Genomic DNA, 24,696 nt, shown 5'->3' on the forward strand with positions numbered 1-24,696 from the left:
AGAGAGGCGGGCCTAGCCCTGGTATCCGGGAGGGCGCATCTGCCCCTTCTCGTTCTTTTCGTATTTGGAGGGGCACTTGGTCAGCAGGGTCGTGGCTTCGAACTGCTTTGCGCCGGCCTTGAAGCGGCCTTCGAGGATGACTTCCACGCCGGCCTTGAAGGTGTCGGGGACGGTGCCGCGATAGGTGACGCGGATGGTCTTGGTCGGGTCGTCCTTGTCCTGGACGGTGAAGTCCACGCCCATGGACGCGGGGTCGCGGACGATGTCCTCGGCCGCCACGTTCCCGAAGAGCCGGGCCTGGGTCAGTTTCTCGGCCGGCATGGCCAGCGCCTCGGAAACATTGAGGAAGTAGACGGAATTCTGGGACAGCCCGCTGAAGATCAGGTATCCCACTCCGGTCGCGACCAGCAGGACGGCGGCCAGATAGACCCATTTCTGATTCTTGGAAGTGCTCATGCAATCTCCGGTTTCAATGTGCCCCGGCTCCTAGCATGAACCGGCGCGACCTGTCACGACGCGAAGCGCGCTCGTCGCACGCGCTATCCACAACCAGACCCGTTTCGTCAACATTTTCGTCCAAGGCCCCCGGAAACCCGGTCCGGCCGGGGCCATTTCCTTTCTTGACCTGCATGGATGAACCGATCAAAAAAGCCCGACACGAGCTTTTTCAAGGATACGCATGACCCGCATCGAAACGATCATCCTCGACCGCGACGGAACGCTGATCGAAGAACGCCACTACCTGCGCGACCCGCAACTGGTCGCCCTCATCCCCGGTGCGGCCGCTCCCATGCGCCGTCTGGCGGAGCTGGGCTGCCGCTTTTTCCTGGCCAGCAACCAGAGTGGCATCGGCCGCGGGCTCCTGACGCCGGAAGACTATTTCGCCGTGCACGCCAGGCTGGAGGAACTGCTGCGGGCCGAAGGCATCGCCCTCGGCGGCGCGGCGTTCTGCCCCCACGGCCCCGGAGAGGATTGCTGCTGCCGCAAGCCCCGCACCGGCATGTGGGACGACCTCGCGGCCCGCTTCGGCCTGCGGCCCGAAACCACGGTCATGGTCGGCGACAAGATCGCGGACATCGCCTTTGGCCAGACGGCGGGCTGCGCCGAGACGGCACTGGTCCTGACCGGCCACGGCCTCTCGGAAGCGGCCAGGCTCGGGCTCGAGCCCGTGCCGACTGGCGTGCGGCCCTGTCTTCCCGGACCGGGCCGGCCGGACTGGATCGCCCGGGACCTGGGTAGCTATCTCGACCTGCTTGTGCAAAATAAGGGGCTTGTGCATGCACATCGGCTTTGACGGCAAACGCTTCTTCCAGAACGTCACGGGCCTGGGCAACTACGCCCGCAGCACGGTCCTCGGCCTGGCCGAAAACTTCCCGCAGCACCGTTACACCCTCTACGCGCCACGCCTGGGCGGGCCATTTTGCACAATGCCCCTGCCGAACGCCCTGCATGTGCAGGAAGCGTGCCCGGTAGGCCGCGCCTTCCCGGCCCTCTGGCGCAGCCTGGCCATTCCCGTCGCGGCCTCCCGCGACCACGTCGACATCTACCACGGCCTGTCCCACGAACTGCCGCTGACGAATTTTCCGCCGCAGGTCCGCACCGTGGTCACCATGCACGACCTCCTGTTCCTGACGCACCCCCACCTCTACCCCTGGGCCGACCGCAAGCTCTATGCCTGGAAGTACCGGCGCAGCTGCCGCCAGGCCGACCTCGTCGTGGCCATCAGCGCGCGGACCGCCGAGGACGTGCAGGAGCTCTTCGGCATCGGACCCGACCGCATCCGCGTGGCCTACCAGAGCTGCAACCCCGCCTTCTCGGCGCCCATGGACTCGGCAAACCTGGACGGCCTGCGCTGCCGCCTCGACCTGCCCAGGGATTTCGTTCTCTTCGTCGGCTCCCTCATCGAGCGCAAGGGCGTTCACACCCTGATCGAGGCGGTTTCCCACCTCCCGCAGGGCGACCGGCCGTACCTGGTCATCGCGGGCACGGGCCCCCTTGAAGCGGCCCTGCGCGAACAGGCCAGGTCCGCCGGGCTCGAAAGCCGGACCCGCTTCCTCGGCCGGGTGGCCGACGCGGACCTGCCCGGCCTCTACCGGCTGGCCCGCGTCTTCGCCTACCCCTCCGTTGGCGAAGGCTTCGGCATCCCCATTCTCGAAGCCCTGGCCAGCGGCACACCCGTCGTCACCTCCACCGGCTCCTGCTTCGCCGAGGCGGGTGGCGACGCGGCCCTCTACGCCGCGCCCGCGGATCCCGGGGGACTGGCCGCGGCCCTGGCGCACGCCCTGGGGGACGAAGACCTTCGCCGCGACATGATCGAACGCGGGCTGCGCCACGCGGAAAATTTCCGGATCGAGCGCACCTCGGCCCGGCTCATGGACATCTATGAGGAACTGGCCGCCGGGGGAAATGCCCGATGACCGCGCGCCTGTCCAACCGCGAATGCGTAGTGGTGCGCCTGAGCGCCCTTGGCGACGCCATCCTGACCACTGGCGTCCTCGAATACTGGCGGCAGCAGGCCGGGCTGACCTTTCACGTGCTGACCAGGCCCGCGCTGGCCCCGGTCTTCGACCGCCATCCCGCCGTGCGCCGGGTGCTGACCGTGGGCGAGGAGGACCTGCACGGCCTGCGCTGGGCGCACTTCTGCCTCGGCCTGGCCCGCACCCACGGGCACATGCCGCTCATCGACCTGCACTCGAACCTGCGTACCCTGGTCCTGCGCACCCTGTGGCCCGGCCCCACCCGGACCTACGCCAAGCGCTCCCTGACGCGGCGGCTTTTCCTGGCCACGCGCCACCCGTCCCTGGCCGCACGTCTCGGCCGCGAGAACGTGCCCCAACGCTACAGCCTGGCCCTGGAGACGTCGGCCCCCGACGCCGCGCTCCTTCGCCCGCGCATCTTCCTGGGCGAGGACGAGACAGCCCGCGCCGGGGAAACCCTCGAACGCCTGGGCTTTTCGAACCCCGTGGCCGTACACCCCTATGCAACGCACCCGGCCAAAAGCCCGTCGCCCGAGGTCTGGCGCGCGGTGATCCAGGAACTGGAACGCCGGGGCCGGGAGGTCATGGTCATCGGCCGCAACCCGGCACCGCTCCTGCCCGGCTCCCCGCACGATCTGACAAACGCCACGGACCTGCGGGCCACGGCCGCCCTCATCGCCCGGTGCCGCTGCCTGGTCACGGGCGACTCGGGCCCCATGCACCTGGCCACCGGCGTAGGCACGCCCGTCGTCGCCCTCTTCGGACCCACCACCCGGGAATGGGGCTTCTACCCTTCGGGCCCGCGCGACATCGCCCACCAGATCGCCTGCCCCAAGGCGCCCTGCTCCCTGCACGGGCAGGATGCGTGTGACCTCGGCAACGCCTGCATGAAAAGCGTGGAGCCTTCGCTTCTCATTGAACTCCTTGATTCTTTGGATTCCCTCAACTAATTTCCCGTTCTTCTTGACGCCGCACCGGGATTTTATTAGTAATAATTATTAAATTTTGACCGAGGTGCCCCATGAAGGAACTTTTGGGTAAAGACATGCGCCTGACCAACCAGCGCAAAATCATCATGGAACAGCTTCAGTCCGTGACATCCCATCCCACGGCCGATGAAATCTACGGCATGGTCCGCGAAAAGATGCCGCGCATCAGTCTCGGCACAGTCTACCGCAACCTCGAAGTGCTGAGCACCCTGGGTCTGGTGCGCAAGCTCGAGAACGCGGCCGGCCAGAAACGCTTCGACGGGGACATGTCTCCCCACCACCATATCCGCTGCCAGGTCTGCGGCAAGGTCGGCGACATCTTCGACGCTCCGGACATTTCCGGGATCGAGGACGGGCTGACCACGGATTTCGAAATCACCGGCGTCAGCCTGGAATTCTCCGGGATCTGCCCCGAGTGCCGAGCTTCCCGCGACCCCGAGCAATAGCCGCATTTTCGCGGCCAAAGCCACGCAAACGCAAGAATGACTGGAACAGTATGCCGTTCTCTGCTACAGGTCCGGTGTAATCCATCATTTCGAATTCAACGGAGGTACAAAATGGCTGAAAGACTTGAAGTTTACAAATGCGAGCTGTGCGGGAATATCATTGAAGTCATGCATGGCGGCGGCGGGACCCTGGTTTGCTGCGGCGAGGACATGAAGCTCATGGTCGAAGGCACCGTTGATGCGGCCCGCGAGAAGCACGTCCCGGTCATCGAGAAGACCGCCACCGGCTATAAGGTCAAGGTCGGCGCGGTGGCCCACCCCATGATCGACACCCACTGGATCGAGTGGATCGAACTCATCGCCGACGGCAAGGTCTACCGCGAGTACCTGAAGCCCGGACAGGCCCCCGAGGCCGAGTTCTGCGTGCAGGCCTCCAAGGTCACGGCCAGGGAATATTGCAATCTTCACGGACACTGGAAAACCGAAAACTAGGAGAAACCATGGACAAATACGTTTGCACCCTCTGCGGCTACGTCTACGACCCCGCCATCGGCGACCCTGACAGCGGCGTAGCGCCCGGAACCAAGTTCGAGGACATCCCCGACGACTGGACCTGCCCGGTCTGCGGGGCTGGCAAGTCCGATTTCGTCAAGGAAAGCTGATCGACGCTTCCTCTCAGCCCAGGCCTTCCTGGGCTGAACTTGTTTGCAGCGCAACCATTCCCCCGCCCGCGGCGGGTTAACATATCCATAAGGAACACCAACCATGCCTGTCACCGAGATCAAGAAAGACATCTACTGGGTCGGCGTCGTCGACTGGAACATCCACGACTTCCACGGCTATTCCCGGTCGCCGCAGGGCACGACCTACAACGCCTACCTGGTCGTGGACGAGAAGATCACCCTGTTCGACTCCGTTCCGGCCAAGTTCCAGATGGACCTGTACCATCAGATCCGCTCCATCATCCCCTTGGAGAAGATCGACTACATCGTCTGCAACCACATCGAGCCCGACCACTCCGGGGCCATGCCCTTCCTCATGGAGAAGATCCAGCCCGAGAAGGTCTTCTGCTCCAAGCTGGGCCACCGCATGCTGCTCGACCATTTTCACCAGCCCGACTGGCCGTACCATCCGGTCCAGACCGGCGACTCCATCAGCCTGGGCAAGCGCACGGTGCAGTTCATGGAAGCGCGGATGCTGCACTGGCCCGACTCCATGTTCTCCTACATCCCCGAGGACAAGCTCCTGATCTCCAACGACGCATTCGGCCAGAACATCGCCTCCAGCGAGCGCTTTGACGACGAGGTCGACCTGGCCATGCTCATGAAGGAGAGCTCCCACTATTACCACAACATCATCCTGCCGTACTCCCAGCGGGTCACGGCAGTGCTCGACGACGTGGCCAAGATGGGCCTCGAGATCGACATGATCGCCCCGGACCACGGCATCATCTGGCGCTCCAACGTGCCGCTCATCCTGCAGGCCTACCGCGAGTACGCCGAGCAGCGGCCCAACACGAAGGCCGTCATCGTCTACGACACCATGTGGCACTCCACGGAGAAGATGGCCAAGGCCATCGCCGAAGGGATCATGGAGGAGGGCGTGTCCGTCAAGATCATGGCCCTCAAGCAGTACCACCACAGCGACGTCATGGGTGAACTGGCCGACGCCACGGGCATCGTCTGCGGCTCGCCGACCCACAACAACGGCATCATGCCGCTGATGGCGGACTTTCTGACCTACATGAAGGGCCTGCGCCCCGTGGGCCGCGTTGGAGCCGCCTTCGCCTCCTTCGGCTGGAGCGGCGAGTCCCTCAACATCCTGACGGATTGGCTCAAGTCGGCCAAGGTCGAGGTCGTAGAGCCGGGCGTGAAGGGCAAGAACGTGCCCGATCACGCCAAGCTGGCCGAGTGCAAGGAACTCGGGCGTCAGGTGGCCAGGGCCATCAAGGCCAAGGTCGCCGAGGCCGAAGCCTAGGAATGGATATGGCACGGGGCAGGGAACTCAAACGGCGCATCCATGACCTCCTGGCCGGCGACGGCTGGGAGGACGGGCTGTCCGGACTGGCCGAACTGGGCCAGCAGGCCGTGGCACCGCTGTTCTCGGCCCTGTGCAGCTCCTCGCCCCTGCTGCGCTGGCGGGCCGTGACCGCCTTCGGGACGGTCGTCGCCGCGCTGGCCGCACGCACGCCGGAAAAGGCGCGCGTGGTCATGCGGCGCTTCATCTGGAGCCTCAACGACGAGTCCGGCGGCATCGGCTGGGGCGCGCCTGAAGCCATGGCCGAGATCACGACCCAGAGCCCCCTCGTGGCCGCCGAGTACCACAACCACGTCCTGGCCTACATCCACGAAGACCACTGCCGGCCCGACTGCTACCTGGAACACGCCCCACTGCGCCGCGGGGCGGTGTGGGGCGTGGGCCGGCTGGCCCAAGTCCGGCCGGACCTGGCCGGTTCGGCCGAACCGGATCTGCTCTGCGCCCTGGGCGACTGCGACGCGGGCATCCGCGGCCTGGCGGCGTGGGCCTGCGGCCTCCTGGGCCTCACCTCGGCCCTGCCGCGACTGGAGGCCATGACCGCAGACGCCTCCGCTCTCGAAATCTATCGCGACCGGGCCCTGGCGGAGACCTCCGTCGGGGCGCTGGCCACCGAAGCCATCACGCGGATCACGGGTTCATCACCCGCACACAACTAAAGGAGACTCACTATGGATGTGCTCATGTTATCCAGGCTTCAATTCGCCATGGCCACCATGTTCCACTTCATCTTCGTGCCCCTGACCCTCGGTCTCTCCATTCTGGTGGCCATCATGGAGACCAAGTACGTCCGCACCGGCGACGAGATGTACAAGCGCATGACCAAGTTCTGGGGCAAGCTCTTCGTCATCAACTTCGTCTTGGGCGTGGTCACGGGCATCACCCTGGAGTTCCAGTTCGGCACCAACTGGTCGCGCTACTCCGAATACGTGGGCGACATCTTCGGGTCGCTTTTGGCCATCGAGGCCACAGTGGCATTCTTCCTCGAATCCACGTTCCTGGGGGCCTGGATCTTCGGCTGGAACGTGCTCTCGCCCAAGATGCACGCCCTGTGCATCTGGCTGGTGGCCGGCGCGTCCAACCTCTCTGCCCTGTGGATCCTCATCGCCAACGGCTTCATGCAGAACCCCCTGGGTTACGTCATCCGCAACGGCCGGGCCGAACTGGCCGACTTCTTCGCAGTGGTCGGCAACCCCTTTGCCTGGCAGCAGTACGTGCACGTCCTGAGCGGCGCCTTCGCCCTGGCCGGCTTCTTCGTCATGGGCGTCTCGTCCTGGCATCTGCTCAAAAAACAGAACGTCGACTTCTTCACCCGCTCCTTCAAGCTGGGCATGGTCTTCGGCCTGGTCTTCTCCGTTCTCGTCGCGGTCCAGGGCCATCACCACGCCCAGGAAGTGACCAAGATCCAGCCCGCCAAGCTGGCGGCCATGGAATCCCTGTGGGAAACCCATGAGGACGGAGCGCCCATGTACCTGCTGGTCGTGCCCGACGAAAAGAACGAGAAGAACGCCGTCGAACTTTTCGGCATCCCCGGCGGCCTGTCCTTCCTGGCCCACAACGACTTCAAGGCCCCGGTCCAGGGACTCAAGGACTGGCCGGCCGACGAACGCCCGCCCGTCATGCTGACCTTCCTGTCCTTCCGGGCCATGGTGGGCCTGGGCACCCTCATGCCGCTCCTGTGCATTTGGGCCTTCCTGCGCCGCAACAAGCTGACCGAGACGCCCAAGCTCCTCAAGGCCATGCTCTTCGCCATCCCCGTGCCCTACCTGGCCATCGAGGCGGGCTGGGTCGTGGCCGAGGTGGGCCGGCAGCCGTGGATCGTCAACGGCCTCATGAAGACGGCCGACGCAGTCTCGCCCATCGTCACATCCCAGGTTGCCTTCTCCCTGGTGGCTCTGACCCTGCTCTACGCCCTGCTGGGGGCCGTGGACATCTACCTCTTGTTCAAATTCGCCAAGAAAGGCCCGGCCGAGGCGTAACCGTTCGGATCACAAGGAGGATTGACTCATGCTCGAAACCATCTGGTTCCTACTCTGGGGTGTGCTCTGGGCCATCTACTTCATTCTTGACGGCTACGACTTGGGCATCGGGACCCTGCTTCCGTTCCTCGGCAAGTCCGACACGGACCGCCGCATCATGCTCAACTCCATGGGCCCCTTCTGGGACGGCAACGAGGTCTGGCTGATCACCGCCGGCGGCGTGACCTTCGCCGCCTTCCCCAAGGCCTACGCGGTCATGTTCAGCGGGCTCTACACCCCGCTCATGCTCCTGCTCTTCGCCCTCATCATCCGCGGCGTGTCCCTCGAATTCCGCCACCAGGTCGACAGCCCGGCCTGGCGCAGGGTCTGGGACTGGGGCGCGACCATCGGCAGCTTCCTGCCCGCCCTGCTTCTGGGCGTGGCCTTCGCCAACATCTTCATGGGCCTGCCCCTGGACGAGAAGGGCGTGTTCCAGGGTAACCTGCTGACCCTCCTGAACCCCTACGGCCTGGCCGGCGGCGTTCTCTTCGTGCTGCTCTTCGCCATGCACGGGGCCCTGTGGCTGACCATCAAGAGCGAAGGGGATCTGCAGCGCCGCGCGGCAAACCTGGCCCGCAAGCTGTGGCCCGTGCTCGTGGTCCTCATCGGGGCCTTCGTGGTCCTGACGGTGATCTACACCAACCTGCTGGCCAACTACCTGACCAACCCGCTGCTCCTGGTGCTGCTGGTCGCTCCCGTCCTGGCCCTGCTGCTGCTGCGCCAGCAGATCGGCAAGGAGGACTGGTGGTTCGCCTGGGGCCTGTCCGCGGCCATGATCACCGGCCTGACCCTCTTCGGCGTGGTCGGACTGTACCCGGCCCTGCTGCCTTCGAGCATCAACCCGGACTACTCCATCACCATCGCCAACGCCGCCTCCAGCACCCTGACCCTGTCCATCATGCTGGGCGTGGCACTGGTCTTCGTGCCCATCGTGGCCGCCTACCAGTTCTGGCTGTACCGCACCTTCTCCCACAAGGTGACCGAGAAGGAACTGGGGCACGACGGCGCGTACTAAGGCCGCAACCTGTCCAGACCAACAAGAAAAGGGTGGCCTCGCAAGAGGTCACCCTTTTTCGTTGCCGCCGAATCGGACGGACGGGACGAACGGAGCCGGCGGCCGGAACCCGGCGTCAGAACACCCTGGCCGCGATGAGGCTGCCGGAAATGAAGACTCCGATGGTCGCGCCCAGGTTGGCGAAGATGACCACCAGCAGGATGCGGCTGACCGGGTTGGCCCAGAAACCCCTGACAGTCATGACGCTCGAGGGCAGCTCTTCGAGGTCCGAGACCGTGGGCTTCTTGACCCAGGCCTGGACCAAACCGGCCACCCAACCCGCAGCGATGAGGGGGTGCAGAGTGGTCACGGGCGCGGCCAGGAAGCTCGAAAGGATGGTCAGCGGATGGCCCAGGGCCGCCAGGGACCCGAGGGCCGCGCCGACGCCGGTCACCAGCACCCAGATGGAGAGGGCGTCCACGGAGGTGTCAGCGCCGCCGCGGAAAAACCCGATGACCAGCAATGCGACGAAAAAACCGGGCAGCCCCCATTTCCAGAAGACGCCCCACCTCGACGGCGGCGGCAGTTCCTCCAGCGGGGCCAGGTCGACGTCGTGTCCGAAGTGGAGCTGCATGCCCGGCACGTGCCCGGCGCCGACCACGGCCACGACGTTCTCGCCCGGGGCCTTGCGGATCTTCTGGGCCAGATAGATGTCGCGCTCGTCGATGAGACGCTCCTTGATCTGGGGGAAGTTCTCGGCGAAGGCGCCCATGATGGCGGCCAGCTGGTCCTTCTTCTTCATGTCCTCGATGAGGGTCTTGTCCACGTCGTCATCGACGAAGATGCTGGTCAGCATCTGGGTCAGGAGCTGGCACTTTTTCCAGAAGCCCAGGAACCCCCAGACCCGCTTCAAGGTGACCTGCACGTCGCGGTCGGCCAGGACCAGGATCGCCCCGGTCTCCTCGGCCAGACGCACGCCCTCCATCATCTCGGCGCCGGGCTGCACGCCCAGCTTGTCGCCGATCTTGCGGTAGAAGGCCTGCAGCACGAGCTGGATCATCAGGAAGACGGCCTTGCCTTCCTTGATGACCTTGTAGATATCCATGCGCTTCCAGTCGTCGCGGCGGGTCATGGCCTGATGGCGGGCCGGGCAGAGTTCGACGCAGATGGAATCGGGCCGGACGATCTCCACCGTCCGCCGCACATCCTCGACGCTTTCCTGGGAAACGTGGGCCGTGCCGACGAGGAAGAAGCGCTTTCCCCCCTCCTCGACCACGGTCACGCTTTCGGGCAGATTTTCAAATTCCACGGAATACCTCATGGGCCAAGCCCCGGACAACGTCCCGGCCAGAGCCCTGTTGCGTGATCAGGATGGGTTCCGTTATCCGGCAGTCCGGGGGAATGCAAGCCCGCCGGGGGCCCGTTGCAGGTCCGCAACATTTTTCCTTGTCAAATCGCGCACCCTGAAGCATGCGGTCACATGCAGCACCCGGAGAAGACATGACCACGAGCGATTTCGACCGGCGCATGGAGCGCGCCCCCTACTCGACCATCTGGAACCTGGCCTGGCCCCAGGTGGTCATGATGTTCTTCCACTTCCTCATCGGCTTCGTGGACGTCTGGGTGGCCGGCCGCATCGGCCGCGAGACCCAGGCCTGCATGGGCGTCATGAGCCAGGCCATGTTCTTCTTCATGGTCGTGGCCATCGCCCTGGCCAACGGCAGCGTGGCCGCCATCAGCCAGAGCTCCGGAGCCGGGCTGCCGCGGCGCATCCAGCGCTTCGTCGGCCTGGGCGTGGGCCTGGGCGTGGTCACGGGCCTGGCCATCCTGATCTTCGGACTGTGGTTCGACGAGCGCTTCCTGAACCTGCTACAGATCCCGCCGGAGCTCATGCCCATCGCAGGGTACCTGCTGGAGGTCAGCCTGTACCTCATGCCGGCCTACTACGTCTTCACCATCACCAACGCCTTCTTCCGGGCCCAGAAGATCGTGACCCTGCCCCTGTATTCCATGATCCTGGTCACGGGCGTGAACACCCTGGGCGACCTGGGGCTGGGCCTGGGACTGTGGGGGCTGCCCGAACTCGGCTACAAGGGCATCGCCTGGGCCACCTTCGGCTCCGTCGTCTGCGGCACAATCTACAACGTCGTCATGCTGCACCGCTGCGGCCTGCTCTGCGCACAGTGTTTCGCCCCGTGGCGCTGGACGCGCCTGGCCCTGCCCTACCTGATCAAGGTCGCCTGGCCGGCCGGGCTCATGCAGCTGGTCTGGCATTCGGCCTACATGGTCCTCTATGCCATCACCGCGAGCCTGCCCGAGGGCAGCGTCGTGGCCATGGCCGGCATGAGCGCCGGCGTCCGCGTCGAGGCCGTGCTCTTCCTCCCGGCCATGGCCTTCAACTTCACGGCCTCCATCCTCGTCGGCCACTACCTGGGCCAGGACCGCCGGGCCGAGGCCAAGCGCGTGGGCTACCGCATCATGGCCGTCGGCGTGGCGGCCATCAGCGTCTTCACGGCGCTCCTGTGGACGGTCGTCGGGCCGGTCACGGCCTTCATCGCCCCCGACCCCGAGGTGCAGGCCGAGGCCGTGAACTACCTGGCCTGGAACATGACAGCCCAGCCGCCCATGCTGGCCGCCATGATCCTGGGCGGGGCCTTCACCGGCGCCGGCGCAACCATGTACCAGGCGATCATCTTCGGCACTTCGGCGTGGCTTGTGCGCCTGCCTCTGGCCTACGTGCTGGGGCACGTCGTGCTGCGCTCGTCCGACGGCGTGTGGATGGCCATGTTCGCCTCGGTGCTGGTGCAATGCGGCACCATGTTCTACTTCTACCAGTTCAAGGACTGGTTCCGCTTCACCCTGCGCAAGAACAGGAGGCCCGCGTGAGCGAATTGCCCGGACACTACCTCGGCTCCGTAGCCAACTACGCAGCCGACACGCCCTGGGACCTGGAGTATTCCCTGACCCTCGACGCCCACGGCCACTACCAATTCTATTCGCGCAATTCCGAAGGCCTAGTCCGCCTGCGCCATGCCGGGACATCGGGGCGCGCCTTCGCGCAGTTCGCCGTGCAGAACGGCTTCGACGTCGACGATCTCCAGCGGGACCTGCGCTACATCGACAGCGGTTTCGCCGCAGACTTCTCGTCCTTCATGGATCAGCGCAACGCCAGGGCCTGAAGCCATGACTGAAGCCATCGAAAGGACGCCCCCGACCGTCCCCGCCGTCAGGAACGAAGCTCCCCGCCGCGACCAGGACCGCTCGTCCCCGACCCCGGCCGAACCCAGCCGCCCGACCCAAGATCCGCACAAGGGCTCCCTCGTAGACGTCTTCGTCTGACCCGCCCACGGCCAAGAAAGAATTGACGCTCCAGACAGCCCTGTATATTTGAAAAAACTCCCTGCCCGGGTGGTGGAATTGGTAGACGCCAGGGATTTAAAATCCCTTGTTCCTTGCGAGCGTGCGGGTTCGAGTCCCGCCCTGGGCACCATGACAATTCATAAAAAAAACGGATGGTTACCAAATGGTAAGCATCCGTTTTGTTTTTTCACCAGAAAAAACAACCATCCTAAAATACCCTATTTAGGCACTATGGCCTGCCGAGCCGTTTCGAACCACTCAATCTCTTAGGATTACACGGCAGGACATGAGGAACAATAAAGCCATCCCTGAAGCGTACACTGTCCTCAGGGTACTGATCATACGAAAACTGGAACGTTATGCGGTGACCAAAAAATCGCCGTTTCGGGGCGTCAGGCTAACGCCAACGCATGCACATCACTCCGCCGCTGTAAAGGATGAGGGAACCTCCCAGGCCCATGCTGGACGCCGTGCCTGCGCAACAGCCAATCAATCCGATGGTTGCAATGACAAGGGGAAATGGCTTGTAGATGAAATCCGGCAACCAGACTCGCATCGAAGACCTCACTGATTCGTTTCGCCCGGTTTGGACATGACGTTTTCCACTCTCCGTCATCATGTTATGATCGATTCAGGCATTCATTCCGACAAGCACGACAAAACCATCACGGAATCCCATACAGAACAACAGGCTATTTTATCAAGCATAAAATAATATTTTCGAATGTTTTTTCGCGGAACATTTATACAGATCAGAATTGTTTGATTACTGATTCCGGTGACAGAAAATTTCTCGATAATCAAATCGGTCACGCCGGGGTACACCGTGGACTCGAAGACCACCACGGCCCCCGGCTTCAGGTTGCGCCCCACGATCCTGCTCGCGCTCTCCACCGGCGAAAGGTCGGGCCGCCTGTTCCGGCCGATGGGAGTCGGCACGGCCACGATGACGAAATCCGCATCCTTCAGGCGCGAGGCATCCGTAGTCGGCTCGAAATGCACGGCCGCCGCAAACCCGGCGGCGTCCACTTCGCCCATGGTGTCGATATGCTTTGTGTAATTGGCGACCTTCTGCTCGGACAGGTCGAAGCCGATGGTCTTGAATTTCTTGCCAAACTCGATGGCCAGAGGCAGGCCGACGTATCCTAGGCCGATGACGGCGATGGTTTCTTTCATATGTGCGCGTGGTGAAGCGTGAATGATATGAGGGGTAAAGGCGGGATGCTTTCGTGAACCCTTTCGCCCGCCGGCCGTGCGTCCGGCAAAAACCGACGCTCCCCCGATTTCCAATCAAACCGCCGGGATAATACAAATCCCGTGCCAGCAACTCCCAGCCTCCAGGCAGCCGGAAAGCCGCGCCACGAGCGGGTTTTGCGCTTCATTTCGGCCGGGCGCGAGACGCTCGGCCAGTCTGATTTGATTGGACTGGGCGAGAAAGGCAGTGGCGGGAAGGCGGAGGCGGCGGGGAAGGCAGCGACTCGATGACGTCTTCACGCATCGCTGCCGCTGCATCTGTCGATGGTCCGCGCTCCCCTGGAGCGGTTTCGTCGCGGCCTTCGATGTTTGTGTCCTGAGGCGGGGCCGTGGTCAGCGGCGAATTTTTCTCCCGAAACCCAGCAAACCGAGCAGTCCGATGCCGAGCAGAAACACGGAGGACGGCTCCGGGACGGCGTTCACAGGCGGCGCCGACGATATGGCCCCGATCGCATCTATGTCGGCCCCGACCGTCTCGCCGGTCTGAGCGCCTTCATTGCCGTCATCCGTCAGTCGAACGTATGAGAAATAGTCCGTCTGATCCCATCCGAAAAAATCGATGTCGATTCCTGAAATGCTGCCGAATACCTTGCCGACGTCATACCACATAATGCTGTCTTTGCTGATTGCGACGAACGTATCCTCCACGTCCGGCCCGATTTCGAATATCCACAAATCCAGGTTCGCGTCTCCGCTCCCGGTCAGGGAATTGTCCGTGAATCGAAGCGTTATGCTCCCCCCGTCACCGAGCGAGACATAACCGAGCGTGGGGCCTTCCGGATAGTCCGGAATGCCTACGGCTTCCAACGGTTCGAGATAGGCCGCCCCCGGTTGCCCGCTATTCACGACGGGATCGAAGGAGAACACCGCGTCCGCGAATGATGCCGCACCGTCGGGGAACTCTACCCCGTGATAGAGCGCTGACCACGCGACACCCGTGACACCGAGCACGAATATGAGTGTCGCCAGAAAAAACGATACCTTTTTCATGGCCCCCTCCTTTGAGGAAAATGGAAACATGCCGGGAAATTCCACCCTCTGCGCATCAATAACCATACCGATTTGCAACGCACCGACATGATTCACAATTATAAGAACAGCGCAGAACGCGCATCGAGCATCTGTAAAAATTCACGACCGACGGCCATGCGCGCTTTCACGGCCATGTTCTGTAACCGCTCAAGAGATACAGCGTGTTAGGATATGCGGGACGGGAAATGGCCCTGGATATGCCTGAAAAAGAGGCCCCGACCGATTGTAAGATTTTCGATACGGATTCTTGGAAGATATGCCTATGCGCCTCTCCCGCGCCTTTGGCACTTCTCCCGACCTGTGGATGAACATGCAAAAGACTCGGGATCTATGGGAAGCAGAACACGAGCGCACCGTCCGGGAGACCTTGAAGCCTTTGCCCGGAGTGCACGGTGTCAGCGCCGAGACTGTTATAACGTAGCCAGAGGGTCTTCCTATCGGCGCAACGGTCTGAAGGGGATGGGAGAGTGACATATCTCAACCGTTATCCTCGCCTCCATCCCAAATACGTACCAAGCCGAATTTCCTCACATTGCGGACTGTGGCAACTCCCGAATCTGGCCTGAGCACATTGACACGCACTAAAAAAAAGTACAGAGAGGGCTACATGGCATGGTCGGTTACCTTTACCGCGAAGGTGGCAAAAAAATGCAGGACGTTGCCTTTAGGAGTCAGGAAATCCCTAGTGCTGCTGGCGGCAGAGATCGAAGAGCGCGGCCCTGTCCGCGGCGATTGGCCCAATTATTCAAAACTCGGTCCCAGACGCCACCATTGCCACATAAGAAGAGGACGACCAACTTACGTTGCGGTGTGGGAAGAGTGTGACGGAAGCGTTAACCTTATCGAGATCACTTATGTTGGCACACACGAAAAAGCCCCTTACTGAAAGCATCACGATCTGCCTGACCGGCCCTGTACGTAGAAAAGAAGAACTCCTGAACAAAATTGCGGACACGGGATTTTCGGTTCGAGAGGATTCCGCATCCGTCCCCTGGCGCGAAGCCCTGAACGTATCGCAGCAGGATCTCCCGGGCGCATTTCTTGCCGGGGCCAGGTTCAGGGAAGGGTTGACCCAGGAGCAACTGGCCGCCGCAACGGGAATCCCCAGACGGCATATTTCGGAAATGGAGAACAACAAGCGCCCCATCGGAAAGAAGAACGCCCGCAAGCTGGCCGAAGCGCTCCATGTCGATCCGAGGGTCTTCCTGTCTGCGTAACGGAGGAGAGGGGATGGAGGCAGAGTCTAAGCGCGAGGGAGTCTACTATCATTGCTGTCGTTGTCTCTCTCGAGGAAGAGGTAGGCAGGTCAGTTGTTCCTTGCCGACAATCAGCCCGGGTCTCTGAGACCAAAAACCAACCAATTATTATATTCAATAGCATGACATCTTTAACAAAAAAATCATACTGAGATCCCTCGAAATCCCCAATCCGCCATATTCCCGGCATCCTGCAGTCCGTACCTGGCCGGCTCTTCGGCGAGCGCATGGCTTGCCGGCCTTACCACTGGGGCATACCCGCCGCCTGAACAGCCCTGATAGATGCACTGTCATGTAATGACCCGCCTTCGCTATGGCAGCCCCCACAGCGAACTTCAGTCCGTCAACCCGCGGGAGCCGCAGGGGGAGCCCCGCCGCGGTCATTCCCGCCCGGTGTTTTCCCCCGTGTCCCCGAGCGGCTCGGCAGGGACTTTCGAAACCAGGATCTTGTCGATCCGCTGCCCGTCCATGTCCACGATCTCGAAGCGGAAGCCCTTGTGGATGAAGGAATCGGCTTCGACCGGGACCCCGTCGAGGTGGTGGAGCATGAAGCCGCTGACGGTGTTGAAGGACTGAACTGCCCGGTCCCCGTGCACGTCGAGGCCGAGCCTGTCGAAGACGTCGTAGAGCGGCGCGTGGGCATCGACGAGATATGAGCCGTCCTCGCGCTCCAGGATTTCGGGGTGATCCAGGGGGTCGTCCCGGATCTCTCCCACCAGGGATTCGAGGATGTCCGTGGGCGTGACGAGCCCCTGGATGTCCCCGTACTCGTCGATGACGATGGCGATCCTGTTGCCGGTTTCCTTGAAGCTCCGGAGGAGGGACAGGGCCGGGAATGACTCCTGGATGAAGATCGGCTCCTGCAATGCGCTGCGCAGGCCCTCCGCGTCGGCTCCGCACCCGTAGAGATCCTTCACGGCGACGAAACCGGCCAAATTGTCCGGGGAGCCGTCGACCACAGGGTAGTACGAGTGGTTGGCCTCGCGCATGACATCCCCGTTCTTCTCCGTCCCGTCGTTCAGGTCGAGGTGCACGATGCGCGAGCGGTGGGTCATGACGGCCGACACCCGCAGGTCCGCGAAGCGCATGACGCGGTGGAGCATGTCCTTCTCCTGCGCCTCGATGACGCCGCGCACCCGCGCCTCGTCGATGACGGAGCGGACGTCGTCGTCCGTGAACGCGTGCCCGTCGTCGCGAATCCCGAACAGCCGGCTCAGGGCCCGGACATTGTGCGAGATGACGGCCACGACGGGCCTGGCCGCAATCTGCACGACCCTGATGACCGGGGCGATGGCCTTGGCCGACGCGTTCGGGGAAAAGAGGGCGATCCGCTTGGGCAGAAGCTCCCCGAAGATGAGCGTCAGATAGGTGATGGCCGAAACCGTGACGAAAACGGCCACGCCTTCGGCCATTTCCGTGGACAGGCCGGCGGCCCCGGCGATGCGCGCCGCGAGAAGCTCCGAAATCGTCGCGCCGCTGAACACGCCCGTCAGAATGCCGATAAGCGTGATGCCCACCTGGACCGCCGACATGAAGCCCTCGGGGTGTCCGGCCAGTTCGAGGACCATGGCCGCCCTGGCGCTTCCCCTCCTGGCCTCCTTCTTGAGCTGGTGCCGCCGGGCCGTCAGCACGGCGATCTCGGACATGGAGAAGACCCCGTTGATCCCGATCAGCAGGACGATAAAGCATATTTCGAAAACGAGAACGGACATTCGTCAGCCTCACTGTTGCAGTGCTTGAACCGCCCCTCGTGGGCGCCGCAACCCTACATATGACCTCTCCCGGATTTCGAGGCAAGACGCACCCCACCGCACGGACGGCATTGCCGGGCCGCGACGGCGCTCACGGGCCCGCATCCGGCGAAACGTCTCACACGGGCCCCGGCGTCACAGCACCTCGGCCCGGTTCACGCGATGCGACGTCGCGAACGACGCTCGCACACCGCATGCAATACAGCGGGCATTTCTCAACAAATCTCTTGTGTGCGGATTTTCGCTCGTGTACACATCGCAAAATTAATTTCCCATATCGATCATCATGCAGCGCTGAACGATAACGCATCACATTTTACGTCATTGCGCCGCAAAACGATCATCATTACCAATACACAACCAGCGAAAATGCTCCCGGCGAAAACAACACCTCTTTCAGCAACATCATTCAGCGCACAACCGGCAAACTCATGAACATGAAAATCAGAACCAAACTCATCCTTGTTGTGTTCCTTCTGTGGCTCTTCGGGTCGGCGCTTCTTGTCCTACTGTCATACGACACCGCCAGGAAACAGCAGATAGAAAGCATACGGACCCGTGTCCGCGACTATGCCGCCCTGGGCGCCATGAGCATCCCGGCCGAAGAGCACGCCCGGCTTCTCGCGCCGGAGGACGAACAGGGCGAGGCCTACGCCCGGATCGCCGATACGCTCCGCGGCATCAAGGCCAACAGCTCGGACATCCAGTTCGTCTACACGTTCAGGCGCAGCGCCGACGGGTCCATCGTCTTCGTCGTCGATGCCGACGAGGAGGAAAAATCCCACCTGGGCGACGTCTACGACGACCCCACCCCCCTCATGGAGCAGGCGGCCCAGAGCCTTGCCGCGCCGGAGGTGGAAAAGGACTTCTACGAAGACCAGTGGGGGACGTTCCTGAGCGCCTACGCGCCCATCAAGACCCCGGACGGCAGGCTGGACGCCGTCCTCGGCGTGGACATCTCCGCCGGGAGCGTCCGGGCCATGTCCATGACCCTGCTTTGGCACATGGCCCTGTGTTTCGCCATCATCACGGCAGCCATGATCCCCGGCATCATCTTTTTCGCCAGGAGAATGGTCCGGCCCATCGCCGACTGCGTGGATTTCACGGGCCACCTCGCCCAGGGGGATTTTTCCCGGGACGTCCCGGACACGCTCCTGGCACGCATGGACGAGATCGGCGACTTGGGGCGGGCCTACGGGTCCATGATAGCCAATACCCGGGGTCTGCTGCGCAACATGCAGGAAGGGATGCAGACCCTCGCCGCCTCCGTGGAGAACTTCTCCGCCTTTGCCGCCCAGACCACCTCCGGCATCCACGTTCTGTCCGACAATACGACGGCCGTGACGGCCGCGGCCCGTGAAATGAACGCCGGCACCGTGTCCGTGGCCGCGAGCATGGAACAGACATCGACCAACCTAGCCTCCGTGGCCGGCGCCACCGAAGAGATGACCTCGACCATCGCCGAGATCGCGGCAAACTCCGAACGGGCCCGCGTGACGACCGATAGCGCCTCCGCCCAGGTCGAAAGTTTCGCCAGGGTGCTGCGGGAGCTCGGCGCTTCGGCCGACGAAATCGGCAAGGTCACGGCGACCATCGCCGACATCTCCAGCCAGACCAACCTGCTGGCGCTGAACGCCACCATCGAGGCGGCCCGGGCCGGCGACGCCGGCAAAGGTTTTGCCGTGGTCGCCAACGAGATCAAGGAACTGGCCCGCCAGGCCGCGCAGGCCACGGACGACATCAGGGCCAAGATCGAGTCGATCCAGGGCGCGACGGGCAGCGCCGTGGCCAACATCGAGGGCATCGTGCGGATCATCGACGACGTGAACAGCTTCGTGGTGTCCATCGCGGCGTCCATCGACGAACAGTCGGCCGTGACCCGCGAACTGGCCACGAACATCGCCGAGGCAACGGGCGGGGTCCGGGACGCCAACAAGCGCACGGCGAACATGTCGGCCGCCTCGGGCGAGATCGCCGCGGACATTGCCGCGGTGGACGCCGTCGCCTCCGACATCCGCTGCGGCTGCTCGCAGGTCCAGGACAACCTGGCGAATCTGACCAGGCTGGCGGCGCAATTGCGCGAAATGGTCGCACGCTTCACCATCTAGGCAGCGGGCTCAAAAAACGTACGCCGCGTCCGGTCATACAATGACTGGACGCGGCGTCATGCGTGTCCGCAACAAGAAATTCCTGTCGAGCGAGACCCAAGCGGGATCAGACGGCCGTTTCCTGGGGCTTGTCCTGCGGCTGGGGCTTCGGGGTGGGCCCGGTCCCGTTGTGCGGCTCGACCATTTCGAGCCATTCCAGAAACGGCATGAGAAAGCGCATGAACTCCCCGACAGGCACGCCCTTGTCCTGCAGCCAGCGAAAGAAGGCTTCGGGGATACCGGTCAGCTCGGCAGCCATGCGGATACCGTCCTCGCGCCAGCCTTCGAGCTTCGCATCCTTTTCCGGGTCGGCTGCGGCCAGGACGATCAAGCCGTCCAGGCCTGTCCGGCTCGCCCCGGAGGCACGTTCACCCCAAGACCAGGACTCGGACACGGCCTGCGAAAAAGCGCCCAGCGCAGCTTCAGGCACGATGCGTGGAACGGGTTGACCGCGTTCCGCCTGGCCGCCTGAAGCAGCCATCGGCTCCCCGGAATCGTCCCAAGACACGGCCGCAACGCCCACGCAGGCGACGATGAGCGCGCCGGCGAGCAGACGTCTCGGCCAGCCCGCACCGCCATGTCGGTGGGAGATGTTGTATTCCTGCAACGGGCCGCCTTGGCGGGGTGTCTCCTTCATGCTTCCTCCGGTGTTGAACGATGCTCAGCTCCGCATGCGGCGCTCCCACTGGAAATCGCGGCTGGTGACCACGTCTTCCATGCGCCGAAGCCTCCGGTCCAGGCTCTCGAACTTGCGTTTGATGCGCTCCAGGGCGCCGGTTCTGGAGGTGGAATAGGAATCGTAGAATTCCTGCTCGTCGGTGTTGCGGATGGGCACCACGGGCTCCATCTTCATAACCAGGGCCGCGATGAGGTACAAGAGCCCGACGGGCCAGATGCCCGTGATGAGGAACAGGACGACCACGATGGCGCGCAGGAGTCCCACCGACAGGTCGAACTGCCTGGCAAGCCCCGAACACACGCCCAAAAACATCCCGTCGCGCGCGCGGTACAGCCTGCGCCGTTCCTCGATGGGCCGACGCCAGCGCGAGCCGAAGCCCCTCTCGCGGCCCATGCGGCGGCCTCCGTATCCGTATGCCTTCATGACTGCTTCTCCTTCTCCAGCAGGATCGTCTCAAGGGTCTCGATGCGCTCTTCCATGCGCGCCAGGCCCTGATACATCTCCTGGATCATCTGCGCCTCGCTTTCGCCCCCTTCGCGGCCAGTGCGCGTGAACAGACGGATGATCCCGAAGATCACCGCGCCGATCAGCAGCAGGCCAGCCGCCATGAGGATGACGAAAAAGCTCAAGAGATGTTCCATGCGCGTACTCCTTGGGTGTTCGTTCATGCGTAGCCGAAGCCGCCGCCCGAGCCAAACACATTTTCACGAACCGTCATTTCTGTCTGGAGGAGCGCATGGCCGCCAGCTGCTCCTCGATCTCGTCCCCGCCTTCGAGCAGCGCGAACGCCTGTTCCAGATCGCGCCCGCGGCGCGGCGCCGCCAGCTCGGCCTCGGCCTCCATGCGCTCGATGCGCTGCTCGAACTGGTCGAAGCGCATGAGCACCCCGGCGGACTGCGCGCGGGTGGCGTTGGCGCGGGCCTTCAGGCGCTGATCGGCGCGGACCACGCGCTTGGCCAGGCTGCGCTGCCGCTCCTTGGCCGATTCGAGCTTGGCCTCCAGAAGATCGATATCCTCGCGGGCCTGCTCGATGAGCACGGAAAAGCGTTCCACTTCGCGCTCCAAGCCGTCGCAGGCGCGCTCGGCCGCGAGCTTTTCGGCCAGGGCCTCGCGGGCCAGATCCTCGCGGCCCCGGTCCATGGCCAGGCGGGCCCGCCCATCCCAGAGACCGACGCCGGTGCGAGCCTGATCCTGCTCGCGCACGATGCGCTTCTGATCGGCCATGAGGCCGGCGCAGGAGGCCTTCAAATCCACAAGGGTTTCCTCCATCTCCTGGATCATCAGCCGGATCATCTTTTCGGGCTCTTCGGCCCTGTCCAGCATGGAATTGATGTTCGCGCTGACGATATCCTTGAACCGGGTGAAAATGCTCATCTCGTCCTCCCATGATGCCAGTTGCTGTCTTCGATCGCATCTGACTGAGCATGGCTCGTGCCATGGCCGGCTTATTCGCAACACCCTGGAATCACGTTACTCCGGAGAATCATCCGCAAGGACGAGCGGCGATTTATTGCAAAATTTGGCTAAATAAGCCATCATATGGTCATGAGTACCATATTGAGACATCCGCCTCTGGAAGCCCTCGGACAATCCGACGCGTTCCTGCACTTCCAGGAACGCCTGTCCAAGGTCGCGCGCGTGGACCGGCCCGTTCTCATCATCGGGGAGCGCGGGACCGGCAAGGAACTCGCCGCGGCGCGGCTGCACTACCTGTCGCCGCGCTGGCAGGCCCCCCTCGTGACGCTCAACTGCGCGGCCCTGGCCGGCTCGCTCCTGGACTCCGAACTGTTTGGGCACGAGGCCGGGGCCTTCACAGGCGCCGTGTCCAGGCGCAAGGGACGCTTCGAGAACGCCGACGGCGGCACCCTCTTTCTGGACGAGATCGCCAACCTGTCCATGGAGGCCCAGGAAAAGATACTGCGCGTAGCGGAATACGGAACCTTCGACCGCGTGGGCGGCGGCGCGCCCGTCGAGGTCAGCGTCCGCCTGATCGGCGCGACCAACGCCGACCTGCCGGCGTTGGCCAGGGAGGGGAAATTCAAGGAGGACCTGCTGGACCGGCTGAGCTTCGAGGTCCTGACCATCCCGCCCCTGCGCGAGCGCGAGGGGGACGTGGAACTGCTGGCCGGACACTTCGCCACGCGCATGGCCGTGAACCTGGGCCTGCCGGAGCGCCCCGTCTTCTCGGACGAGGCCATGGCGGCGCTGCTGCGCCATGCCTGGCCGGGAAATGTGCGGGAGTTGCGCAACGTGGTGGAGCGGGCCGTCTACCGGGCCGAAGACATGGCAGTGACCGATGTGGACTTCAACCCGTTCGGTTCGGGCACCAGGGCAACGGCGCACAGGCCGTTGCCGACGCCCCCGGATCACGCCGCCGGCAACGAGCCGCGCCTTGCAGACCTTGGCCTGCCGTTGCCGGAGGCCCTGCGCGAGGTCGAGGCATCCTACCTACGCACCGCGCTGGAACGCAGCCGTCACAACCAGAAACGCGCCGCGGAACTTCTCGGGCTGACCTACCACCAGTTCCGGGGCTTGTTCCGCAGACTCAGGGATACGCTGTGACCGCCCGCGCCGCCGGACCCAAAATGCTCATCAGGCGAGAGCGCACAGGCTATCACCCGAGCACACTGACGTCGCTGACCGTTGAGCACGGGACATCCCCACAGGAGTCCCGTCACCGTCATCGCGAGCGCAGCGCGGCCTGGTCGGGCAACGCGCGAGATCCATCTTCGGCTTGCAGCGAAATTTCAACCAAAAAACAGTGAAAAACTGGATTGCCGCGTCGACGACTTCTCGCAATGACTGGCGTCCACGATGAGCCATCCCAACTGAACGAGTCCAAAAGCCGACCTGTCGCGACGCACAAGCCCATGGACGCGCGACCCGGTTGCCAAAAAAAAACCGCCCCCATGAGGGGGCGGTTTGAAACTCGTCCTGGCATTCCGGCCGGGATCGAAGAACCTGGCCGGAAACAGCGGGAACTAGTTGGCGGTAGCCTTGAACTCGCAGCGTCTGTTCTTGGCCCAGGCTTCTTCGTTGGCACCGGCGACAGCGGGACGCTCTTCGCCGAAGCTCATGATGGTCAGCCTGGTGGGCTCGATGCCCATCATGACCAGGTAGTCATAGGCAGCGCGGGCGCGGCGCTCGCCGAGAGCCATGTTGTATTCGTTGGTGCCGCGCTCGTCGCAGTGGCCTTCGACCAGCAGGGACAGGGCCGGGAAAGACTTCAGCAGTTCGGACTTCTCGGTCAGGATCTGGCGGGATTCCTCGGTCAGATCGCTCTTGTCGAAGGCGAAATAGATGCGGTCGGCGCCGATCTTGTCGATGGCCTTGAGCTGGGCGTCATTCACGCCGCTCGGAGCGGCGGCGGAACCTTCGCCGGCGCCGGAGGCGGTGGTGCCCGCCGGGGTGGAGGCAACTTTCTTCGCACAACCGCCGGCCATGGCCAGCGCAAACACCAGCATCAACAGTACAGTCAACTTCCTCATGAGATTCCCCTTTTTGCAAAAACAGTTTAAATTGTGAGAATGGAATAAATCGATGCGTGGGAAAGTACACTATTTCTTTTTCGTTGAATAGATGGAATCTGCATGGTTGCCGCATTTTTTTGTCCGGGATGGCCCGCAGGCGCACGACCCGGGCCAGTCGGGCGGGGGAGATGGACAAACTGCCCGGCAATGAGGGCTCGCCGTGTTTTCGGCAGCTCATCCTTGCAATGATTTTCAGCTGTGGTAATTTCTGTGCATGGAACAGACCATACACACAAATGAAATAATTACCGGGAGGTAGAGCCATGAGCATGTTCAAGAGAATTCTCTGCCCTGTGGATTTTTCGGACGCCAGCGCGGCCATCGCCAGGACGGCCCGCGAGTTCGCCCTCAAGTTCGGCGCCGACGTCCTCGTGGTCTACGTGGCGCCGTCCATGATCCAGTACGAGATCTTCGACCTGCCCGCGGCGTCCCTGCCGCAGCTCGTCGGCGACATCGTCAGCGGCGCGGAGAAGACCATGGGGGACTTCGTGGCCAAGCACTTCGAGGGCGTCAGCGCCACGGGCAAGGTCGTCAGCGGCGACGCGGCCGAGGCCATCGTCAACCTTGCGGAAGCGGACAAGGCGGACATCATCATCATGGCCACCCATGGCCGGCAGGGCCTGAACCGTCTCCTTTTCGGCTCCGTGGCCGAGAAGGTGGTCAAGACATCCCCCGTGCCGGTCATGACCCTGCGCCCCGAATGATTTCCACCCTGCGGCCTTCGGGCCG

Annotated in this window: 27 protein-coding genes and 1 tRNA gene; 18 read left to right on the plus strand and 10 right to left on the minus strand. The window is 63.2% G+C overall.

Annotation, left to right across the window (positions count from 1 at the left end; all coding sequences use genetic code 11):
- Positions 1-12: 12 nt before the first annotated feature.
- Entirely contained in the window at positions 13-456 is a 444-nt protein-coding gene (locus G394_RS0103500) for a cytochrome c maturation protein CcmE (protein ID WP_028576474.1), read from the minus strand.
- Between the two features lie 223 nt (positions 457-679).
- Between G394_RS0103500 and G394_RS17805 the strand changes: the two genes are divergently transcribed.
- The 10 genes from G394_RS17805 (at position 680) to cydB (ending at position 8,979) form a co-directional block, all read left to right on the plus strand.
- Complete coding sequence (locus tag G394_RS17805; RefSeq protein WP_043774653.1) at positions 680-1,294, plus strand: D-glycero-alpha-D-manno-heptose-1,7-bisphosphate 7-phosphatase; 615 nt, start codon at positions 680-682, stop codon at positions 1,292-1,294.
- Positions 1,278-2,417, plus strand: a complete 1,140-nt coding sequence (locus G394_RS0103510; RefSeq protein ID WP_028576475.1) for a glycosyltransferase family 4 protein — start codon at positions 1,278-1,280, stop codon at positions 2,415-2,417. Before G394_RS17805 ends, G394_RS0103510 begins: the two co-directional genes overlap by 17 nt.
- On the plus strand, positions 2,414-3,427 hold the full coding sequence (locus G394_RS0103515; RefSeq protein WP_028576476.1) for a glycosyltransferase family 9 protein: 1,014 nt from the start codon (positions 2,414-2,416) through the stop codon (positions 3,425-3,427). Before G394_RS0103510 ends, G394_RS0103515 begins: the two co-directional genes overlap by 4 nt.
- Positions 3,428-3,498: 71 nt before the next feature.
- Positions 3,499-3,912, plus strand: a complete 414-nt coding sequence (locus G394_RS0103520) for a Fur family transcriptional regulator (protein ID WP_028576477.1) — start codon at positions 3,499-3,501, stop codon at positions 3,910-3,912.
- Between the two features lie 111 nt (positions 3,913-4,023).
- Complete coding sequence (locus G394_RS0103525) at positions 4,024-4,404, plus strand: desulfoferrodoxin (RefSeq protein WP_028576478.1); 381 nt, start codon at positions 4,024-4,026, stop codon at positions 4,402-4,404.
- Positions 4,405-4,412: 8 nt separating this feature from the next.
- A complete protein-coding gene (gene rd, locus G394_RS20595) occupies positions 4,413-4,574 on the plus strand; it encodes a rubredoxin (RefSeq protein ID WP_084435282.1) in 162 nt (53 codons plus the stop codon).
- A gap of 103 nt (positions 4,575-4,677) precedes the next feature.
- Positions 4,678-5,889: an FprA family A-type flavoprotein gene (locus tag G394_RS0103535; protein ID WP_028576479.1), complete on the plus strand. Its 1,212-nt coding sequence runs from the start codon at positions 4,678-4,680 to the stop codon at positions 5,887-5,889.
- 8 nt (positions 5,890-5,897) lie between these two features.
- On the plus strand, positions 5,898-6,605 hold the full coding sequence (locus G394_RS0103540) for a DVU0298 family protein (protein ID WP_028576480.1): 708 nt from the start codon (positions 5,898-5,900) through the stop codon (positions 6,603-6,605).
- A 12-nt stretch (positions 6,606-6,617) separates the two neighbouring features.
- On the plus strand, positions 6,618-7,925 hold the full coding sequence (locus tag G394_RS0103545; RefSeq protein ID WP_028576481.1) for a cytochrome ubiquinol oxidase subunit I: 1,308 nt from the start codon (positions 6,618-6,620) through the stop codon (positions 7,923-7,925).
- A 28-nt stretch (positions 7,926-7,953) separates the two neighbouring features.
- On the plus strand, positions 7,954-8,979 hold the full coding sequence (gene cydB / locus G394_RS0103550) for a cytochrome d ubiquinol oxidase subunit II (protein WP_028576482.1): 1,026 nt from the start codon (positions 7,954-7,956) through the stop codon (positions 8,977-8,979).
- A 115-nt stretch (positions 8,980-9,094) separates the two neighbouring features.
- On the opposite strand, the gene G394_RS0103555 is transcribed toward cydB, so the two are convergent.
- A complete protein-coding gene (locus G394_RS0103555; protein ID WP_028576483.1) occupies positions 9,095-10,267 on the minus strand; it encodes a TraB/GumN family protein in 1,173 nt (390 codons plus the stop codon).
- Positions 10,268-10,458: 191 nt separating this feature from the next.
- Between G394_RS0103555 and G394_RS0103560 the strand changes: the two genes are divergently transcribed.
- The 4 genes from G394_RS0103560 (at position 10,459) to G394_RS0103570 (ending at position 12,448) form a co-directional block, all read left to right on the plus strand.
- The gene (locus G394_RS0103560) at positions 10,459-11,844 is read left to right on the plus strand and encodes an MATE family efflux transporter (RefSeq protein WP_028576484.1); all 1,386 of its coding nucleotides are present in this window, start codon (positions 10,459-10,461) and stop codon (positions 11,842-11,844) included.
- On the plus strand, positions 11,841-12,137 hold the full coding sequence (locus G394_RS0103565) for a hypothetical protein (protein WP_028576485.1): 297 nt from the start codon (positions 11,841-11,843) through the stop codon (positions 12,135-12,137). Before G394_RS0103560 ends, G394_RS0103565 begins: the two co-directional genes overlap by 4 nt.
- A 4-nt stretch (positions 12,138-12,141) precedes the next feature.
- Positions 12,142-12,297, plus strand: a complete 156-nt coding sequence (locus G394_RS21050) for a hypothetical protein (protein WP_156902409.1) — start codon at positions 12,142-12,144, stop codon at positions 12,295-12,297.
- 63 nt (positions 12,298-12,360) lie between these two features.
- Positions 12,361-12,448: transfer RNA gene (locus tag G394_RS0103570), tRNA-Leu, on the plus strand.
- 509 nt (positions 12,449-12,957) lie between these two features.
- On the opposite strand, the gene G394_RS0103575 is transcribed toward G394_RS0103570, so the two are convergent.
- Both G394_RS0103575 and G394_RS0103580 read right to left on the minus strand, forming a co-directional pair.
- The gene (locus G394_RS0103575; protein ID WP_028576486.1) at positions 12,958-13,494 is read right to left on the minus strand and encodes an NAD(P)-binding domain-containing protein; all 537 of its coding nucleotides are present in this window, start codon (positions 13,492-13,494) and stop codon (positions 12,958-12,960) included.
- A gap of 411 nt (positions 13,495-13,905) precedes the next feature.
- The gene (locus tag G394_RS0103580) at positions 13,906-14,562 is read right to left on the minus strand and encodes a PEP-CTERM sorting domain-containing protein (protein WP_051306919.1); all 657 of its coding nucleotides are present in this window, start codon (positions 14,560-14,562) and stop codon (positions 13,906-13,908) included.
- Between the two features lie 863 nt (positions 14,563-15,425).
- Between G394_RS0103580 and G394_RS0103590 the strand changes: the two genes are divergently transcribed.
- Entirely contained in the window at positions 15,426-15,821 is a 396-nt protein-coding gene (locus G394_RS0103590) for a helix-turn-helix domain-containing protein (RefSeq protein ID WP_245578251.1), read from the plus strand.
- Between the two features lie 419 nt (positions 15,822-16,240).
- Here the strand turns inward: G394_RS0103590 and G394_RS17815 are convergent, their stop codons facing one another.
- On the minus strand, positions 16,241-17,572 hold the full coding sequence (locus G394_RS17815; RefSeq protein WP_043774657.1) for a hemolysin family protein: 1,332 nt from the start codon (positions 17,570-17,572) through the stop codon (positions 16,241-16,243).
- 470 nt (positions 17,573-18,042) lie between these two features.
- On the opposite strand from G394_RS17815, the gene G394_RS19960 reads away from it, so the two are divergent.
- Positions 18,043-19,719: a methyl-accepting chemotaxis protein gene (locus G394_RS19960; protein ID WP_051306920.1), complete on the plus strand. Its 1,677-nt coding sequence runs from the start codon at positions 18,043-18,045 to the stop codon at positions 19,717-19,719.
- Positions 19,720-19,825: 106 nt separating this feature from the next.
- On the opposite strand, the gene G394_RS0103605 is transcribed toward G394_RS19960, so the two are convergent.
- From G394_RS0103605 to G394_RS0103620, 4 genes are all read right to left on the minus strand, one after another.
- Positions 19,826-20,395, minus strand: a complete 570-nt coding sequence (locus G394_RS0103605) for a hypothetical protein (RefSeq protein ID WP_028576489.1) — start codon at positions 20,393-20,395, stop codon at positions 19,826-19,828.
- Positions 20,396-20,419: 24 nt separating this feature from the next.
- Positions 20,420-20,860: an envelope stress response membrane protein PspC gene (gene pspC / locus G394_RS0103610; protein WP_028576490.1), complete on the minus strand. Its 441-nt coding sequence runs from the start codon at positions 20,858-20,860 to the stop codon at positions 20,420-20,422.
- The gene (locus G394_RS0103615; protein WP_051306921.1) at positions 20,857-21,078 is read right to left on the minus strand and encodes a hypothetical protein; all 222 of its coding nucleotides are present in this window, start codon (positions 21,076-21,078) and stop codon (positions 20,857-20,859) included. The genes pspC and G394_RS0103615 overlap by 4 nt, the downstream gene beginning before the upstream one ends.
- A 73-nt stretch (positions 21,079-21,151) precedes the next feature.
- Positions 21,152-21,811: a PspA/IM30 family protein gene (locus tag G394_RS0103620; protein WP_028576492.1), complete on the minus strand. Its 660-nt coding sequence runs from the start codon at positions 21,809-21,811 to the stop codon at positions 21,152-21,154.
- A gap of 171 nt (positions 21,812-21,982) precedes the next feature.
- Here G394_RS0103620 and pspF point away from each other — a divergent pair, with 171 nt between their 5' ends.
- Positions 21,983-22,999, plus strand: coding sequence for a phage shock protein operon transcriptional activator (gene pspF / locus G394_RS0103625; RefSeq protein ID WP_156902411.1), 1,017 nt, complete (start codon positions 21,983-21,985; stop codon positions 22,997-22,999).
- A 419-nt stretch (positions 23,000-23,418) separates the two neighbouring features.
- On the opposite strand, the gene pal is transcribed toward pspF, so the two are convergent.
- Entirely contained in the window at positions 23,419-23,925 is a 507-nt protein-coding gene (gene pal, locus G394_RS0103630) for a peptidoglycan-associated lipoprotein Pal (RefSeq protein ID WP_028576494.1), read from the minus strand.
- Between the two features lie 305 nt (positions 23,926-24,230).
- Here pal and G394_RS0103635 point away from each other — a divergent pair, with 305 nt between their 5' ends.
- Complete coding sequence (locus G394_RS0103635) at positions 24,231-24,671, plus strand: universal stress protein (protein ID WP_028576495.1); 441 nt, start codon at positions 24,231-24,233, stop codon at positions 24,669-24,671.
- Positions 24,672-24,696 lie beyond the last annotated feature (25 nt).

It is taken from the genome of Desulfomicrobium escambiense DSM 10707, from assembly GCF_000428825.1.
Taxonomy (GTDB): Bacteria; Desulfobacterota; Desulfovibrionia; order Desulfovibrionales; family Desulfomicrobiaceae; genus Desulfomicrobium; species Desulfomicrobium escambiense.